General features: G+C 67.0%; 15 protein-coding genes and 1 pseudogene. 6 read left to right on the top strand and 10 right to left on the bottom strand.

Going from position 1 to position 14,817, the window contains the following annotated elements; all coding sequences use genetic code 11:
* Positions 1-54: 54 nt before the first annotated feature.
* Positions 55-570, bottom strand: coding sequence for a hypothetical protein (locus ALTAJ2_RS09955; RefSeq protein ID WP_007109951.1), 516 nt, complete (start codon positions 568-570; stop codon positions 55-57).
* 63 nt (positions 571-633) lie between these two features.
* Positions 634-1,488 carry an HVO_0234 family beta-propeller protein gene (locus ALTAJ2_RS09950; protein WP_007109950.1) on the bottom strand — a complete coding sequence of 285 codons (855 nt, stop codon included), beginning with the start codon at positions 1,486-1,488 and terminating at the stop codon, positions 634-636.
* A 100-nt stretch (positions 1,489-1,588) separates the two neighbouring features.
* On the opposite strand from ALTAJ2_RS09950, the gene glmM reads away from it, so the two are divergent.
* Complete coding sequence (gene glmM, locus ALTAJ2_RS09945) at positions 1,589-2,965, top strand: phosphoglucosamine mutase (protein ID WP_007109949.1); 1,377 nt, start codon at positions 1,589-1,591, stop codon at positions 2,963-2,965.
* 23 nt (positions 2,966-2,988) lie between these two features.
* On the opposite strand, the gene ALTAJ2_RS09940 is transcribed toward glmM, so the two are convergent.
* From ALTAJ2_RS09940 to hisI, 3 genes are all read right to left on the bottom strand, one after another.
* Positions 2,989-3,384, bottom strand: a complete 396-nt coding sequence (locus ALTAJ2_RS09940; RefSeq protein ID WP_007109948.1) for a universal stress protein — start codon at positions 3,382-3,384, stop codon at positions 2,989-2,991.
* Positions 3,385-3,468: 84 nt separating this feature from the next.
* Entirely contained in the window at positions 3,469-4,650 is a 1,182-nt protein-coding gene (locus ALTAJ2_RS09935) for a DUF7118 family protein (RefSeq protein WP_007109947.1), read from the bottom strand.
* A gap of 1 nt (position 4,651) precedes the next feature.
* On the bottom strand, positions 4,652-5,020 hold the full coding sequence (hisI, locus tag ALTAJ2_RS09930) for a phosphoribosyl-AMP cyclohydrolase (protein WP_007109946.1): 369 nt from the start codon (positions 5,018-5,020) through the stop codon (positions 4,652-4,654).
* A 267-nt stretch (positions 5,021-5,287) separates the two neighbouring features.
* Here hisI and ALTAJ2_RS09925 point away from each other — a divergent pair, with 267 nt between their 5' ends.
* Both ALTAJ2_RS09925 and ALTAJ2_RS18640 read left to right on the top strand, forming a co-directional pair.
* Positions 5,288-5,584 (top strand): AbrB/MazE/SpoVT family DNA-binding domain-containing protein, encoded by a 297-nt coding sequence (locus ALTAJ2_RS09925; RefSeq protein ID WP_007109945.1) that lies wholly within the window; start codon positions 5,288-5,290, stop codon positions 5,582-5,584.
* Positions 5,581-6,020, top strand: a pseudogene (locus tag ALTAJ2_RS18640) (PIN domain-containing protein). The gene ALTAJ2_RS09925 and the pseudogene ALTAJ2_RS18640 overlap by 4 nt, the downstream one beginning before the upstream one ends.
* Before the next feature lie 86 nt (positions 6,021-6,106).
* On the opposite strand, the gene serA reads toward ALTAJ2_RS18640, so the two are convergent.
* Complete coding sequence (gene serA, locus ALTAJ2_RS09915) at positions 6,107-7,693, bottom strand: phosphoglycerate dehydrogenase (protein WP_007109943.1); 1,587 nt, start codon at positions 7,691-7,693, stop codon at positions 6,107-6,109.
* A 224-nt stretch (positions 7,694-7,917) separates the two neighbouring features.
* Here serA and ALTAJ2_RS09910 point away from each other — a divergent pair, with 224 nt between their 5' ends.
* A complete protein-coding gene (locus ALTAJ2_RS09910) occupies positions 7,918-8,373 on the top strand; it encodes a universal stress protein (RefSeq protein WP_006185093.1) in 456 nt (151 codons plus the stop codon).
* A 32-nt stretch (positions 8,374-8,405) separates the two neighbouring features.
* On the opposite strand, the gene ALTAJ2_RS09905 is transcribed toward ALTAJ2_RS09910, so the two are convergent.
* Both ALTAJ2_RS09905 and ALTAJ2_RS09900 read right to left on the bottom strand, forming a co-directional pair.
* The gene (locus ALTAJ2_RS09905) at positions 8,406-9,875 is read right to left on the bottom strand and encodes a PAS domain S-box protein (RefSeq protein ID WP_007109942.1); all 1,470 of its coding nucleotides are present in this window, start codon (positions 9,873-9,875) and stop codon (positions 8,406-8,408) included.
* A 113-nt stretch (positions 9,876-9,988) separates the two neighbouring features.
* A complete protein-coding gene (locus ALTAJ2_RS09900) occupies positions 9,989-10,678 on the bottom strand; it encodes a hypothetical protein (protein ID WP_007109941.1) in 690 nt (229 codons plus the stop codon).
* 118 nt (positions 10,679-10,796) lie between these two features.
* On the opposite strand from ALTAJ2_RS09900, the gene serB reads away from it, so the two are divergent.
* Both serB and ALTAJ2_RS09890 read left to right on the top strand, forming a co-directional pair.
* On the top strand, positions 10,797-11,441 hold the full coding sequence (serB, locus tag ALTAJ2_RS09895; RefSeq protein ID WP_007109940.1) for a phosphoserine phosphatase SerB: 645 nt from the start codon (positions 10,797-10,799) through the stop codon (positions 11,439-11,441).
* Between the two features lie 199 nt (positions 11,442-11,640).
* Positions 11,641-12,024: a hypothetical protein gene (locus ALTAJ2_RS09890; protein WP_007109939.1), complete on the top strand. Its 384-nt coding sequence runs from the start codon at positions 11,641-11,643 to the stop codon at positions 12,022-12,024.
* A 70-nt stretch (positions 12,025-12,094) separates the two neighbouring features.
* Here the strand turns inward: ALTAJ2_RS09890 and metX are convergent, their stop codons facing one another.
* Together metX and ALTAJ2_RS09880 are read right to left on the bottom strand one after the other, a co-directional pair.
* Positions 12,095-13,300 (bottom strand): homoserine O-acetyltransferase MetX, encoded by a 1,206-nt coding sequence (gene metX / locus ALTAJ2_RS09885; RefSeq protein WP_007109938.1) that lies wholly within the window; start codon positions 13,298-13,300, stop codon positions 12,095-12,097.
* Positions 13,297-14,706 carry an O-acetylhomoserine aminocarboxypropyltransferase/cysteine synthase family protein gene (locus tag ALTAJ2_RS09880; RefSeq protein ID WP_007109937.1) on the bottom strand — a complete coding sequence of 470 codons (1,410 nt, stop codon included), beginning with the start codon at positions 14,704-14,706 and terminating at the stop codon, positions 13,297-13,299. Before ALTAJ2_RS09880 ends, metX begins: the two co-directional genes overlap by 4 nt.
* Positions 14,707-14,817: the final 111 nt, after the last annotated feature.

The raw sequence follows: 14,817 nt of genomic DNA, 5'->3' as shown, positions 1-14,817 counted from the left end.
CCGCGGGTTCGGGATGTGTTGGCCCCCGGCCGGTGACCCACCGCGAGGGGCCGATCACTCCGCGGCGTCGTCGACGGCCGCGTCACCGTCGCCACACGGGCCGCCGTCGGTGTCGCTCAGGATTTTCAACTCCCCGTTGCGATCGACCAGTGCGAAGACGTTGACGCAACTCGAGTCGCCCAACTCCGCCGGAGTGACTTGCGTGGGTTCGCCCCCGTCAAGTCGGAACATTACCCGAAAATCACCGGGGTCGGACGGCCAGTTTCGCTCGAGTTCCACCCCGCTGTCGCCGGTCAGTTCGTGTGTCGACCAGTGTTCCGGCCCATCGCCGAACTCGACGATCGCGTCGATAGTGTGCGTCTCGTCGTCCAAGTTCTCGAGCGAAATCGTCCCGAGGAGAGTCCCGTCAGCCCCGCTGTCGGGGTCCGACGCCGCCGCGTCGCGGTCCGAGTTCCCGTTCTCTTCCCCGTTCCCATCCCCATTCCCATCGCTGCCCGTACAGCCGGCGACCGCACCGGTAAGCGCAGTGCCGGTTGCGGCCAGGAGTCGCCGCCGTGGGTAGTCCCTCATGTATCGATCGTGAGTAATCCGGCGTAGTTAAATATACGTCAGACAGCGGCCGCGTTCACGGACTCAGCGCTCCGTCCCTCGCGGCGGGACGGCGATCCCTGTAACGTCTGTGACACCGAGCAGTCGCGTCCGCCACTCCCCCTCGCTCGCCGAGAGAAACGTCCCGTCGGCCGTGACGGCGTAGACCGTGTCACCGTACCCGAATCCGACGATATCGTCGTTCGAACGGTCGCTCTGTCCCCACTCGCCGTCGATCGGATACTCGTAACACGCGTCGTCCGCGACCGCGTGTGCGCGCTCGAGTCGCTCGGGCTCCGAGCGCGGGTCCGCCGCGACGGTCTCGAACGCCCCTCCGAGGAGTTCCAGCCAGCCGTTACCGAGTTTATACAGCCCGTCGACGGTCGCGGCGAGCGGGACACCGGCGGCCGACACGTCGCGGACGGCCGTCAGCCCCGCGTGATCGAGCCCGCTCCCGTGGACGCGGTAGACGCCGTCGTCGGTGCCGACGAGGTCGCCGTCGATCGCCCGCACCATGGCACCGCCCCCGTCCTCGAGCGTGGTCCACTCGTCGGTCCCGGCTGCTCGACGCGCGACGCGGCCGTCCGGATCGGCGGCGATCAGATCGCGGTCGTCGTAGCCGACGGCGACCGCCGGGCCGAACCCCGTTTCGACGAACGTCTCGTCGTCAGTATCGGTTCCACCCTCGAGCGCGCGGACGCGAACGTCGTCGTCGGTCGCGATGGCGGCGGCGTCACGGGTCGCCGCAACGTCTCGGGCGTGACAGCGTTCACAAAGCCCGAACTCGCCGACCGTGTCGCCGGCGACGCGGACGCGGACGACGCCGATCCCGCTCGTGACGTAGACCGTAATCGCACCCTCTCGGTCGCCGTAGACGCGTTTTTCCTCGATCGAGTCCATACGGACCCGTGGCGGTGACGGGCCGAAAACGTTCCGTCGGACGGCCACCGTCGGCCGGTTTGCGGAATCCCTTTCAGGAGTCCGGTCGGACTAGGGCGTGATGCAAGTCTTCGGATCGAGCGGGACGCGGGGCGTCGCTAACGAGGAGTTGACGCCCGCGTTCGTCTTGCGCGTCGCGAAAGCGGCGGGGACGACCTGGGGAGACGGGCACGGTGGGGATCGCGTTGCCATCGCCCGCGACACTCGCCATACTGGGCGGATGCTGGCCGACGCGGCCGCGAGCGGGATGGCGAGTACCGGTACCGATGTCGACCGCCTCGGGATCGTCCCGACGCCAGGTGCACAGGCCTACGCCGAACGGGAGGGCGTCCCAGTCATGGTCATCACGGCCTCGCACAACCCGCCGCCGTACAACGGCGTCAAACTCGTCGGTGCCGACGGCGTGGAGCTCTCGATCGCCGATCTCGAGTCCATCGAGGAGACGCTGCTCGCCGAATCGTTCACCGTCGCCCCCTGGGACGAGACCGGCCGCGTTCGCGAGATCGACGGCGTGACGCAGGCGTACGTCGACGAACTGCTCGCGGCCGCCGATCGGGACCGGATCGCCGACGCCGACCTCACCGTCGCGCTCGACCCGGGTCACGGCGCGGGATCGCTGACCAGCCCCGAGTTCTTCCGCGCGCTGGGCTGTCGAGTGGTCACGGTCAACGCCCAGCCCGACGGCCACTTCCCGGGTCGGGACCCCGAGCCGGTTCCCGACAACCTCACCGATCTCGGCCGACTCGTCCGCGCGACCGACGCCGACATCGGCATCGCTCACGACGGCGACGCCGATCGCGCCATCTTCTTCGACGAAACCGGCGCGTACGTCGAGGGCGACGCCACGCTCGCCGCGCTCGCGGCCGCCGAACTCGAGCCCGGCGACACCACCGTCTCGGCGGTCAACGTCTCCCAGCGGCTCGTCGACGTCGTCACCGAGGTCGGGGCCGAACTCGAGTTGACCCCGATCGGCTCGACGAACATCATCACCCGGATCGAGGAACTCGAGGAGAACGGCGAGCGGGTGCCCGTCGCGGGCGAGGGCAACGGCGGGATCTTCTTCCCCGATTATCGGCTCTCGCGAGACGGGGCCTTCACGGCCGCGCGCTTCCTCGAGTTGGTCGCCGAGCGACCCGTCAGCGAGATCGTCGCGCCCTACGGCGGCTACGTCAACGTCCGCCACAACGTCGAGTACGAATCGACGGCCGAGCGCGACGCGATGCTCGACGCGGCGGCCAATCAGGCCCAGGCCGCCGACGCGGAACTCAACACCCGCGACGGCTACCGGCTGGATTACGGCGACGCGTGGGTGCTCGCCCGCCCCTCCGGAACCGAACCGCTCGTCCGGATCTACGCCGAGGCCCGCGACGGCGACCGCGCCGAAGAACTCGCCGGCGACATGTACGACGCGCTGGCAGCCGCGAAGGCTGACATCTGAATCCGTTCGACCGCCACTCTCACTCACGGCACGATCGTCACCGGAACCTCCGCGCGCCGCGTGACCGCCTCCGCGACGCTCCCCAGCAACAGCCGCGAAACGCCGGCCTTGCCCTCGCTACCCATGACGATCGCGTCGACATCCGCTTCGGTCGCATACTCGAGGATCGCCTCCGCCACCCCGCTGCCCTCGACGACGGTCGTCTCGAGGGAGCCGTCGTACGCGGCGGCGATGTCCCGGACGTCGGCGAAGAACGCCGGCTCGTCGTTCTCCGAGACGACGCTGCCGTACTCCGCCTCGAGATCGTCGACCGCGAAGACGACGGTCACTCGATCGGCGGGGACCCACTCGAGGGCGTGGTCTAGCGCCGCCCGCGCCGGCGCGGAGTCGTCCATCGGGACGAGGACGTGTCTGCTCATACGTACGCTTCGGCCGGCAGCAGCTAAAGATCGGGGCTACCGGCGTCCGTACGCGACATGCAGCGGCCGGCGGCGATCGCCGCTCTAAATCGGGTCCTCGACCTCGAGCGCGTCCTCGAGTCGCTCGCGTTCGGTGCGCAGGGCCTCGAGTTCGTCCGCGACGCGGCCGTCGCGTAGCCGCTCGCGTTCGGCGGGCGTGAGCTGCACAACCGCCTGTGCGGCGGTCTGCAGGCGATCGTAGTCGGGATCGGTCGCGAGCAGGCGGACCTCGCGCAGCGCCGCGACGGTGTCTTCGTCGGCGATCCGGGTGACGAAGGGGCGGTACTCCCGCGCCCGGCAGCGAAGCGCGCCGGCCGGCTCCGGCGGCCAGTCGATCGTCAGCGGCTCGGCGTCGATCCCGTCGAGATACGTCTGCTGTGTGGCGACGTTTCGCTTGAGTTCGTCCGCGCTGTCGACGTAGTGAGAGAGCTTCGACCGGGAGTAGTCGGCGTATTCGAGCAGTTCGGGAATCGTATACTCGCCGGCCGGGGTGTCGCGGACGTATTCCGCCAGATCGGCGGGCGGTTGCTCGTAGTCCACGAACGGATACCACCGGCTCCGCTCGAGCAGGGCGAACACCTCTCGCGCGCTCGCCGCGAGCCGGTACTCCCGAAAGGCCTCGCGGATCGCCTCGTTGTACCGCTCGATCGGCTCCCGAAGCCGCTCGACCGGCGCATCGAGGTCCGCGTTCGCCAACTCGAGCAGCCGTTCGTGCTCGTCGATCTCGTCGTCGAGTCCCCGCAGCCGTTTGGCGGCCGCTTTTCGGGCCTCCGCTACCTCCTCGCGGGCGGCCTCGCGTTCGTCTAACAGGGCGGCGTACTCGGCGGCCGGCTCGAGACAGTCGTGGGCGCGCTCGAAGTCGGACTCGCTGAGCCGGCGCTTGTCGATCGCCTCGAGGGCGTCCTCGAAGACCTCGTACTCGGGGAGGTCCTCGGCGAGGCCGGAGACGAGCCCGTCGAACTTGCCCTCGAGTTCGATGTACGCCTGGAAATTCTCCTTGCCGGTCCCGGTCGCGCGATCGACGTAGTCCTCGAGGAGCGTCGTCGCGTTGCGGTAGGCCGCCGTCACTGCCTCGACGGTCTCCTCGCCGTGGTCGTCGATCCGTTCGTCTGCCGTCGCGAATCGCTTCCGGGCGGCTTCGAGGGACTCGAGGGGCGTCGGCTCGCCGTCGGCACGCCGGTCGGGTGCGCTCGAGTCGGCGTCGGCGGGAGGGGCGCGTTCGCTCATCTCACTCGTAGACTGCATCGGGGTCGAACACTTGCTCGCCGACGGTCTCGCCGTCGATCGTCCGGTAGAAACACGACCGGTGGCCGGTGTGACACGCGCCGCCTTCCTGGTCGACCAGATAGAGGAGCGTATCGGCGTCACAATCCACGCGGACCTCCTCGACCGCTTGGACGTGACCGCTCGTCGCGCCCTTCTCCCATAACTCGTCCCGACTTCGGGAGTAGTAGTGCGCTCTCCCGGTCTCGCGCGTCCGCTCGAGGGCCGCCGGCGAAACGTACGCGAGCATCAGTACCTCGCCGGTGTCGGCGTCCTGTGCCACGGCAGGGACGAGTCCGTCCTCGCCGAAGTCGACCGAAACGTCGCCGTCCATACTCGCGGTATCGGTCGGCCGAGCGATAGGTCTTTTGCCGCTGGTGGCAGCACGCATCGCTTTCGCAAATCACGGGTCCCAAAACGGAGCGCGGTACTAATGACTGGTCCAACTCCAGCGGCCGAGGACGAACAGTACGGCCGTGTACATGAGCAGGGAGAGCGAAGTGGCGAGTACGATTGTGGCGGCCCTCTCGTTTCGAATACCCTCCTATACTGACCCATAACGGTGGTTTCAGTAATAATCTGGCTAGAGGTACAACTACAAATGAGTCGTAGTACGAACGATCCTGAAGTTGTACGCGTCTCCCAGAAGGGCCAGACGACCATTCCGAAGGCGCTCCGAGAGAAGTTCGGCATTGAGACGCCGGGCGAGGTATTCGTCCACGAGGAAGACGAACGGATCGTCATCGAACCCGTTCCATCGCCGGACGAACTTCACGGGATTCACGCCGGTGGGCGCGAATCCGGAACGGTCACCGATCGAGTCCGAGAACTCAAAGACGCCGACCACCGTCGCGAGGAAGGACCCCTCGAACGCCTCCGGCCCAATAGTGACGAATGAGTGATGACTACGTTTTCGATACCGAGCAATTATTGCGTATCTCTACGCCGAACCCGGCCACGAGACCGTTTCGACGGTCCTTTCTGCTGTCTTTACCGGCGATCCCGAGGGCGTTCTCGCGGAGTCAAATGCCGCTGAGGTATTCTCCCTCATCGCCCGTTTTCAAGCGACAGAAACTGAACCCCCGACTGCCGACTCGTTTCGCATCGCCGATCGAGACCTCCGTGCGATCGAGCGACGAGGACCGACCGTTACGTCCCCCGACTGGCGACTCACCGGGAAAGTCAAGGCCGACGGCCATATTTCGCTGGCCGACGCGGCTGCTGTTGCACTCGCATATGAACGAGACGCGACGCTCCTCGCCGGTGGGGACGACGATTTCGACGAACTCCCTCTCGAAGTTTCCTACAAACGATTCCGCGACCACAGTGTATAGGCCCTGATTCCGAGGCGTAACGGGATCTCTCACCGGATCGAGACGAAAAATACCGCTGCGTCGGTCGGTTCGGTCCTCGAGGCCGATCAGGACTGCCCGTTCAGCGTGATGTCGCTGACGCCGATGACCCGCTCGTCGGACTCGAGTTCCGCCTTGGCCGCGTCGGGGACCTCGCTGTCGACGTTGTAGACGGTCAGGGCCTCGCCGCCGATGGTCTCGCGGGCGTTGAACATGCCGGCGATGTTGACGTCGTGGGTGCCCATGACGGACCCGATGAGGCCGATGACGCCGGGTTCGTCGGTGTTACGCGTGACGACCATCCGCCCGTGGGGGATCGCGTCGACACGGTAGCCGTCGATGCGGACGATCCGCGGATCGTCGCCGGCGAAGAGGGTGCCGTCGACCGAGACCTCGTCGTCGTCGTTGCTGACGGTCACGGAGACCAGGCTCTGGAAGTCCTCGGCCTGCCGCGTCTTGGATTCGGTGACGTCGACGCCCCGATCCTCCGCGATCTGGGGCGCGTTGACCGCGTTGACCTGCCACTCGAGGGGCTGGAAGACGCCCTTGAGCGCGCTCGCGGTGACGAACTCGATGTCCTCGTCGGCGATGTCGCCTTCGTAGACGACCTCGATGTCTTCGATGCGGCCCTCGAGCAGTTGGGCGGCGACCTTGCCGGCCGTTTCGGCGAGGTCGATGTAGGGCTCGACGCGGGGGAACGCGCTCTCGTCGATCGAGGGGGCGTTCAGTGCGTTCGCGACGGGCTCTCCGACCAGCGCGGCGTTGACCTGGGCCGCCGTCGAGGTGGCGACGTTCTCCTGGGCGGCCTCCGTCGACGCGCCCAGATGGGGCGTCACGATGATCTCGTCGTGCTCGAGCAGCGGCGAATCCGCCGCCAGGGGCTCCTCGGCGAAGACGTCGATCGCCGCGCCGGCGAGGGTGCCGTCCTCGACCTTGGCGGCGAGGGCGTCCTCGTCGACGACGCCGCCGCGGGCGCAGTTGACCAGGTAGCCGTCGCCCAGCAGATCGAGTTCGGCCTCGCCGATCAGCCCTTCCGTTTCGGGGGTCAACGGCGTGTGGACGGTCACGAAGTCGGCGGCCTCGAGACACGGTTCGAACTCGACGAGTTCGGCACCGATGCGCTCGGCGCGCTCCTCGCTGATGTAGGGATCGTAGGCGACGACGTCCATGCCGAGCGAGTCGAGTTTCTTGGCGACCTCTTGGCCGACGCGACCGAGGCCGACGACGCCCAGCGTCTTGCCGTTGAGTTCGGTCCCGAGGTAGTCGCTTTTCGCCCACTCGCCGTTCTTCAGGCGAATGTGGGCCTGGGGGATCGAGCGGGCGGTCGCGAACGTCATCGCGACGGTGTGTTCGGCGGCCGCGCGAACGTTCCCTTCGGGTGCGTTGGCGACGATCACGCCGTGGTCCTTCGCGGCGTCGATATCGATGTTATCGACACCGATCCCGGCGCGGCCGACGATCACGAGATCCTCGGCGGCCTCGAGAACCGTCGCGGTGACCTCGGTCCCGGAGCGAACGATCAGTCCGTTCGCGTCGGATACCGCCTCGAGGAGGTCGTTGCCCTCGAGTTCGTAACCCGTCTCGACTTCGTGGCCGGCCTCTCTGAGTACGTCCAGACCCGCGTCCGCGATCGGATCCGTGACGAGAACCTTCATGCGCGAGACAACCGCGCGGAGCACGTAAACCCTTCCGTTGTGATCGGGGGCGGCAAAAAATACCGCTGTCCGGCACACTCACACTCCGCGACAGCGGTCGGCCCCACGGTCCGGTCGTCGTCGGCGCTCCGCCGTTCGGCGTAGGTCGACTGGTCCGACGCGGAACTCCCACGATGCAGGAATTATGACCCATGACTATATGTCGAACGTGTGTACTATCATGTATGTACGATCGAGTCTTGCTGCCGACCGACGCCGCGGAGGGGACGGAACTGGCGACCGAACACGCGATCGCCCTCGCCGAACACACCGGTGCGGAGCTCCACCTGCTGTACGTCGTCGACAGCGACGTTTACAACACGTACAGCGGCGACGAATACGTCCACGAGTTCGAGAGTCTCGAGGCCGCCCTCGAGCACGTCGGCGAGGAGGCCCTCGAGTCGGCGGCCGACGCGGCTCGGGAGGCGGGACTCGAGCCGACGACGGTCGTCAGACACGGCCGACCCCACGAACAGATCCTCACGTACGCCGACGAGGCTGCCGTCGATCTGCTCGTTATGGGATCGAAGGAACGTTCGGGCGAGTACCGCCAACTGCTCGGGAGCGTCACCGATCGCGTCGCACGGCTGGCTAGCCGACCGGTGACGATCGTCAAGACGCCGGTCGAGGACGACGACTGAGCCCGGCCGAACCGATCGGTTCGCAAGACGCCTCACGGAGACCGGGCTCGCGGGAGGCAGACGGTCACGCAGCTCCCGGAGCCGTCGGACCGCGGTTCGTAGTCCAGGTAGCCGCCGTAGTCGTCGACGATCAGGCTGGCGAGCCAGAGCCCGAGCCCGTTACCGTGTTTGACCTGCGTGATCTGCTCGTCGTTGAAGATTCCCGTCCGCTCGGACGCGGGAATCCCGGGGCCGGTATCGAAGACGCGAACGCCGATCGTATCGGCGTCGACGGTGACGACGCTGATCTCCACCGTCGGGTCGGAGTCCTCGGCGTGGACGATCGCGTTGTGGATCACCTCCTCGAGGACGGTGTTCAGGCGGGAATCGGCGGCGACCGCGGCATCGACCGACTCCGAGACCGTGATCGAACTCGCGGGATACTGCGTCCGGAGGTCCGCGACGACCGCCTCGAGGACGTCCCGCACGTCGATCGCCCTCCGGCTCTCTGCCTCGTCGAGGGTCGCATCGGCGAGCTGTTTCGCGGTTTCAGTCGTGTCGATCAGTGCGCTCGACGTGTCCGCGATCTCGGCCGCGTACTCGCGGTGGGTGTCGTTCTCGACCGCCGACCGGAGGGTTTCGGCGAAGCCGTTGATGATGTTGAGGTCGTTTCGAAGGTTGTGTCGGAGCAATCGATGGAGGACCCGAAGGTGTCGTTCGCGCAGTTTGAGGGCGGTGATGTCTCTCCCTTCGGAAACGAGCAGCTGTATCTCTCCGTTCCGATCGGTGATCGGGCGGATCGAGAAGTCGATGATCGCGGTTCGGTCGGCCCCCTGGATACGGAGTTCGTCCCGGAACGGTTCCCCCTGTCTGGCGCGTTCGACTCCTTCGAGCGCCGTTTCGCGCGTGGCGTCGCGCAATTGAAACCACTCCGTCTCCCAGACCGGTTTCCCGACGACGTCGTCGAGGTCGAGGTCGCCGAACGACAGCGCCGTCTCGTTTACTTCCAGGATCGTCCCGTCGGGCTCGAGGAGCCCGGTGAACTGGTAGGTGTTGTCGAAGACGGCCTCGAAGCGGCGCTGTCGCGCCTTCCGATCGGAAATGTCGCGGAACAGTCCCGTAAACAGGCGCTGTCCCTCGTGTGTATGTTCCCGAATGCTCACCAGGACGGGAACCTCGTGGCCGTCCTCGTGTACTGCGGGGAGTTCGATCCCGTCCCAGTCGATATGCCGCTCACCCGTCCGGAGGTACGCCTCGAGGCCGGCAGCGTGGGTCGACTGGAGTCGCTCGGGGATCAGCGTCATCTTCGAGGAGCCGATCAGCGTCGCGGGACTGTAGCCGAGGATGTCCTCGATCGCGGGGTTCGCGAACACGATCGTGCTCTCCTCGTCGATCGTCAGCAACCCCTCGGACGTGTTCGCCACTAACTGCCGGAAGAAGTCGCTCTCGTCGATCGAACGGAGCGGGGACTCGAGGGACTCGCTCGCGGTCGGTCGGTCGCCCGCCCGGTCGTCGCTAGCCACGCGACGTAACGTGCCGGGCGCATTATATAAACACCGGACATCGAGAGTGCCCGGATCGCCCGACGGCGCGGCCATCGGCGGTGTTACACGCGGCCCCGAGCCGGAGCGGTCGGTTACTCGTCGCCCGCCGGTCCCAGCCGGGGAAGAGCGGCGATACCGGCACCGATCAGGGCGAAGGTGAAGACGGTTCCGCCGACGGTGACGATCAGGGAGAGATCCGTCGCGGCAGCGATCGTGCCCTCCTCCATCCCCTCGGTCCCCGAATCGGGCGTCCACTGGGCGAGCACTGCGAGTCCGCTAGCCAGGACAATGTAACTCGCGCACAACGCACCGACCGCGAGTCCGGCCTCCCGGCGCGTCTCGAGGGCGACGTATCGGACGAGGACGTAGCCGGCGGCGAGGAGGACCACCGCCGGAATCAGCGCCGAGACGGACGGGACGAGGCCGACGGGATACATCCCGATCCCGTCGATCGGTTCGCCGCCCTGTTGAATCGTCACGCCGTGGTTTGCCAGCGTCGTGAGTCCCGTGATGACCCAGTTACTCGGGCCGGATTCGCCCTGTCCGTACGAACCCGTTGCGGCGTACGCCGCGATCAACTGGTAGAACGCGGCGAACATGATCGCGAACGCGCTCACACCCGCGACGGACCCGGCCGTCCAGGGGGCGACCGTGACGCGTCGGTCGCCGGCGTCGGACGTGGGTCGCTCGTCTCCAGCCGCGTCATCGTCGCTCTCGGGGGGTGTCGCGTCGTCCTCGAGACGCGGTCCCTTGTCGTACTCGAATCGTCGATCCTGCGACATGTGTGCGGCAACGAAGCCGGGGTGATAATACGTTTCGGTCGATCGAGACGTGGAACCAGTGTGCCCCGTCGGCTGGAAACCTGAACTGGTTTATCCGGGGGCCGACAACCGGGCCACCATGACAGTCGTCGCTTTCGACTTCGACGGGACGCTTTCCGACTCCGAGATGACCGTGCTGCTCGGCGACCGCCGCAGCGTCGCCGAGGACATGGCCGACATCACCGACCGCGCGATGAACGACGAGATCGGCTACGCCGAGAGCCTCCGCAGGCGCGCGGCCCTGCTCGAGGGACTTCCCGAGGCCGAGGCCGACGCTGCCTTCGATGAGGTCGTCCTCCGGGCGGGCGCTGCCGACCTCATCGAGGAACTGAACGACGCGGGCGTTACGACCGCCATCCTCACGGGCGGATTCGAACGCGGCGTCGCGGCCGCCCTGGAGCGCGAGGGGGTCTCCGTCGATCACATCGTCTCGAACCGGCTCCCGATGCAGGCGGGCGAACTCACGGGTGCGGTCGACGGGCCGCTGGTCGAGGGCACCAAAGACGACGCGCTCGCGGACCTCGCCGACGACGTGGGCGTCGACCTCGCGGACACCGTCGCGGTCGGCGACGGAGCCAACGACCTCCCGATGCTCGAGGTCGCCGGTCTCGCGATCGGATTCGAACCCAAGCCGGCGGTCGAACCCCACTGCGACGTCGTCGTCACGTCGATGGCCGAGGCCCGCGAGACGCTCGTCGAAGACGGCGTGCTCGCCGACCGCTAAGTCGGCCGGACTAGTACCGACTTGTCGATCGTAACCCGGTCGTTGTGCGCTCGTACTCGACGCTCGAGTCGCGGCTGGGCGGCTCTTCGCATCCCTCGCCGTCGCGTCGATCGGACGTTCATCGATCCGTGAATATCCGCTCTAACTGCTTATTTCTCGACCGAGAGAGTTTTAACTCGAACTCGAGTAAGTGATTTTGATGATGTGGCAGGACTTCGTCTTCATGCTCGGCAGCGGCCTCTCGATCGTCTTTCTCGCGCCGACGTTGCGCGACTCGAACGCACGGGTCCCCCTCGGCACGAGTCTCCCCTCGATGGGGATCGGGTTCGTCTACAGTTTGACCTTCTTTACGTTGGGAATGACTTTCTCGGCGGCCGGCGCGTTCGCCGCCGGCTCGATGTGGTCGCTGATCGCCCTGTTCCGGTCCCCGCAGGGGGTCTCGATGAACCTGCTTGCCCGGGAAAACCTCGCGCTGTTCGTTTCCGACCTTCGCTACTGGCTCGCGCGCCGCCGGTCCGATCGGTCGTTCGCCGAACAGTACGTCTCCTTCGACCGCGGTGCCGGCCACGGGAACCCTCGATAACGTTCACTCCGTTCCCCGGAATCACACCGACTTTCGAGACCCGTCCCGCCGTCGGCCGGTCACCGGTGCATCATTCGGAGAAGAGACTCGTGTGAACCGGTGCGAACTGGTTGGACTCGTTGGACTCCGGAGCCGTATCCGTGATCGCCCGTCCGGCGAGTCCCTCCTCGAGCACGTTCGACAGCGGCGGGCCGACCTTTTCGGGTTCGACGAGGAAGGCGTCGTGACCGTGGTCGGATTCGACCACGTGGTGTGCGACGTCGACGTCGGCCTCGCGACAGGCCCCCGCCAGCGACTCGGCTTGGTCGACGGTGAAGTGCCAGTCCCCGGTAAACGAGAGGAGCAGAAGTTCACCCTCGAACGCCGCCAGCGCGTCGGCGTCGGATTCGTAGCCGGCCGCCAGATCGAAGTCGTCCATCGCGCGGGTCAGGTAGAGGTAACTGTTGGCGTCGAACCGATCGGTGAACTTGTCGGCCTGATAATCCAGATAGGACTCGACCTCACGATACGGGAAGAAGGCCGCGGCGGGGTCCGGCGGCTCCTCACGGACCGCTTCCCGGCCCGCCGATCGGCGACCGAACTTCCGGCCCATCGAGGCCTTCGAGAGGTACATGATGTGTCCGATCTGGCGCGCTCGAGCCAGCCCTTCCTCGGGTTCGGGGCCGCCGTAGTAGTGGCCCCCGTTCCAGTTGGGGTCGCCCGTGATCGCCCGCCGAGCGACGGTATCGAGCGCGAGACACTGCGCGTCGAGTCGCGCAGCGCTGGCGACTACACCGGCGCGTTCGACGTCGTCGGGGAACCGGCGCAGCCAGTCGAGGACGTTCATCCCGCCGACGCTGCCGCCGACGACGGCACGGAGCCGGCCGACGCCGAGCTCGTCCAGCAGCCGCCGCTGGGCACGGGTCCAGTCGCCGACCGTGACCGGCGGGAAGTCGGTCCCGTAGGGCTCGCCCGTCTCTGGGTTCTCGCTCGCCGGGCCGGTCGTCCCGTAGCACGACCCCGGGACGTTCGCACAGATGACGTAGTACTCCGTCGTGTCGATCGCTTTCCCGGGGCCGACGACGTCGCCCCACCAAGCGCGAGCCTGGCCGGCGGTTTCGCCCCCCGAATCGGGCCGGCGAGCGACGTGGGCACTGCCCGTCAGCGCGTGACAGACCAAGACCGCGTTGTCGCCGGTAAAGTCGCCGTAGGTCTCGTACGCGACGTCGAAGTTCGGAATCGACTCCCCCGAGAGGAACTCGAACGCTCCGAGGCTGGCCGTCTCCTTCGTCGTCACGCCGTCTCACCCGCTGCCCGCGTCGCCGCCGCGATCGCTCCCTCGAGATCCGCCAGGATGTCCTCGGGGTCCTCGATCCCGACCGACATCCGGATGAGATCGGCCGTGACGCCCGCTTCCTCGCGTTCCTCGGGTGTCAGCTGGCCGTGGGTTGTGCTGGCGGGATGGATCACCAGCGTCTTGGCGTCCCCGATGTTCGCGAGGAACGAGGCCAACTCGACGTTCTCGCAGAAGGCCTTGCCCGCCTCGAAGCCGTCCTCCAGCCCGAACGCGACCATGCCACCGAAATCCGACAGGTAGCGGGCGGCGTTGTCGTGGGTTGGATGCTCCTCGAGTCCGGGATAGGTGACCCAGGCGACGTCTTCGTGGTCGTCGAGGTACGCCGCGACGATGGCCGCGTTCTCGCAGTGTTTCTCGACGCGAAGCGGCATGGACTCGAGTCCCTGTAACGTTTGCCAGGCGTCGAACGGGGACTGCTGGTTGCCCAGACTGCGCAGCGAGCGGAACCTGGCCGCGGCGGCGAAGGGAGCGTCGGGGAAGTCCCGCGAGAAGTCGACGTCGTGGTAGGCGTGGTTCCGGCCCGCGATCTCGTCGTAGCCGTGGTCTCCCCAGGGAAAGGAGCCGCCGTCGACCAGCACGCCGCCGACGGTCGTGCCGGAGCCGTGGAGCCACTTGGTCGTCGACTCCCAGACGATGTCGGCCCCGTGCTCGAGCGGGCGACAGAGCGCCGGCGTCGCGAACGTGTTGTCCACGACGAGGGGGACCCCGTGATCGTGGGCGAGCTCGGCAAGGCGTTCGAAGTCGGGCGTCACCAGCGACGGGTTGCCGATCGTCTCGACGTGGACGAAGGCGGTGTCCTCGTCGATGGCCGCCTCGTACTCGTCGTACTCGAGGGTGGGGACGAATTTCGATTCGATGTCCCTGCGGGTCGCGGTTTTCGAGAAATAAGCGGTCGTCCCGCCGTAGGTGTCGGTCGAACAGACGACGTTATCCCCGCCCTCCGCGAGGAGCAACACCGCGGAGTCCAGTGCCGCCATCCCGCTGCCCGTCGCGACCGCCCCGGCACCGCCCTCGAGGTCGGCGAGACGCTCCTCGAGCGTGGTGACGGTCGGGTTGGCGATCCGGGAGTAGATGTAGCCGTCGTCCTCGAGGGCGTAACGGGCGGCGGCGGTGTCGGCGTCGTCGAAGACGTAGGAGGTCGTCTGCTGGATCGCCGGTGCCATCGCACCGGTTTCCGGGTCCGGGGACTGGCCTGCATGGACGCTCCGCGTGCCGAGGCCGTGCTCGTCGTCGGCGGCTTCGTCGTCCCTCGAACGACCCCGTTCCGCGCTGCCGCCCTCCGGCGGTGCCGCCGACGTTTCGGTTTCGCCGTCGGCGTCGTGCCCGTCGCTCGCGTCGTCACTCATGTTTAGTATGCATACTCCTATGGACATATATGCGTCGTAGTAACGGCAAAAACCGCAGGCTAGAGAATGTTACGCGTAACCGATGGCGCGCTCGATCCCGAGACAACCGGC

Source organism: Natrinema altunense (assembly GCF_000731985.1).
Taxonomy (GTDB): Archaea; Halobacteriota; Halobacteria; order Halobacteriales; family Natrialbaceae; genus Natrinema; species Natrinema altunense.
This window is presented reverse-complemented; position numbering and strand designations above follow the sequence as displayed.

Coding starts and splice junctions, on each gene's coding strand:
- ALTAJ2_RS09955 (WP_007109951.1), bottom strand. CDS start 570: ATGAGGGACTACCCACGGCGGCGACTCCTGGCCGCAACCGGCACTGCG.
- ALTAJ2_RS09950 (WP_007109950.1), bottom strand. CDS start 1,488: ATGGACTCGATCGAGGAAAAACGCGTCTACGGCGACCGAGAGGGTGCG.
- glmM (WP_007109949.1), top strand. CDS start 1,589: ATGCAAGTCTTCGGATCGAGCGGGACGCGGGGCGTCGCTAACGAGGAG.
- ALTAJ2_RS09940 (WP_007109948.1), bottom strand. CDS start 3,384: ATGAGCAGACACGTCCTCGTCCCGATGGACGACTCCGCGCCGGCGCGG.
- ALTAJ2_RS09935 (WP_007109947.1), bottom strand. CDS start 4,650: ATGAGCGAACGCGCCCCTCCCGCCGACGCCGACTCGAGCGCACCCGAC.
- hisI (WP_007109946.1), bottom strand. CDS start 5,020: ATGGACGGCGACGTTTCGGTCGACTTCGGCGAGGACGGACTCGTCCCT.
- ALTAJ2_RS09925 (WP_007109945.1), top strand. CDS start 5,288: ATGAGTCGTAGTACGAACGATCCTGAAGTTGTACGCGTCTCCCAGAAG.
- serA (WP_007109943.1), bottom strand. CDS start 7,693: ATGAAGGTTCTCGTCACGGATCCGATCGCGGACGCGGGTCTGGACGTA.
- ALTAJ2_RS09910 (WP_006185093.1), top strand. CDS start 7,918: ATGTACGATCGAGTCTTGCTGCCGACCGACGCCGCGGAGGGGACGGAA.
- ALTAJ2_RS09900 (WP_007109941.1), bottom strand. CDS start 10,678: ATGTCGCAGGATCGACGATTCGAGTACGACAAGGGACCGCGTCTCGAG.
- serB (WP_007109940.1), top strand. CDS start 10,797: ATGACAGTCGTCGCTTTCGACTTCGACGGGACGCTTTCCGACTCCGAG.
- ALTAJ2_RS09890 (WP_007109939.1), top strand. CDS start 11,641: ATGATGTGGCAGGACTTCGTCTTCATGCTCGGCAGCGGCCTCTCGATC.
- ALTAJ2_RS09880 (WP_007109937.1), bottom strand. CDS start 14,706: ATGAGTGACGACGCGAGCGACGGGCACGACGCCGACGGCGAAACCGAA.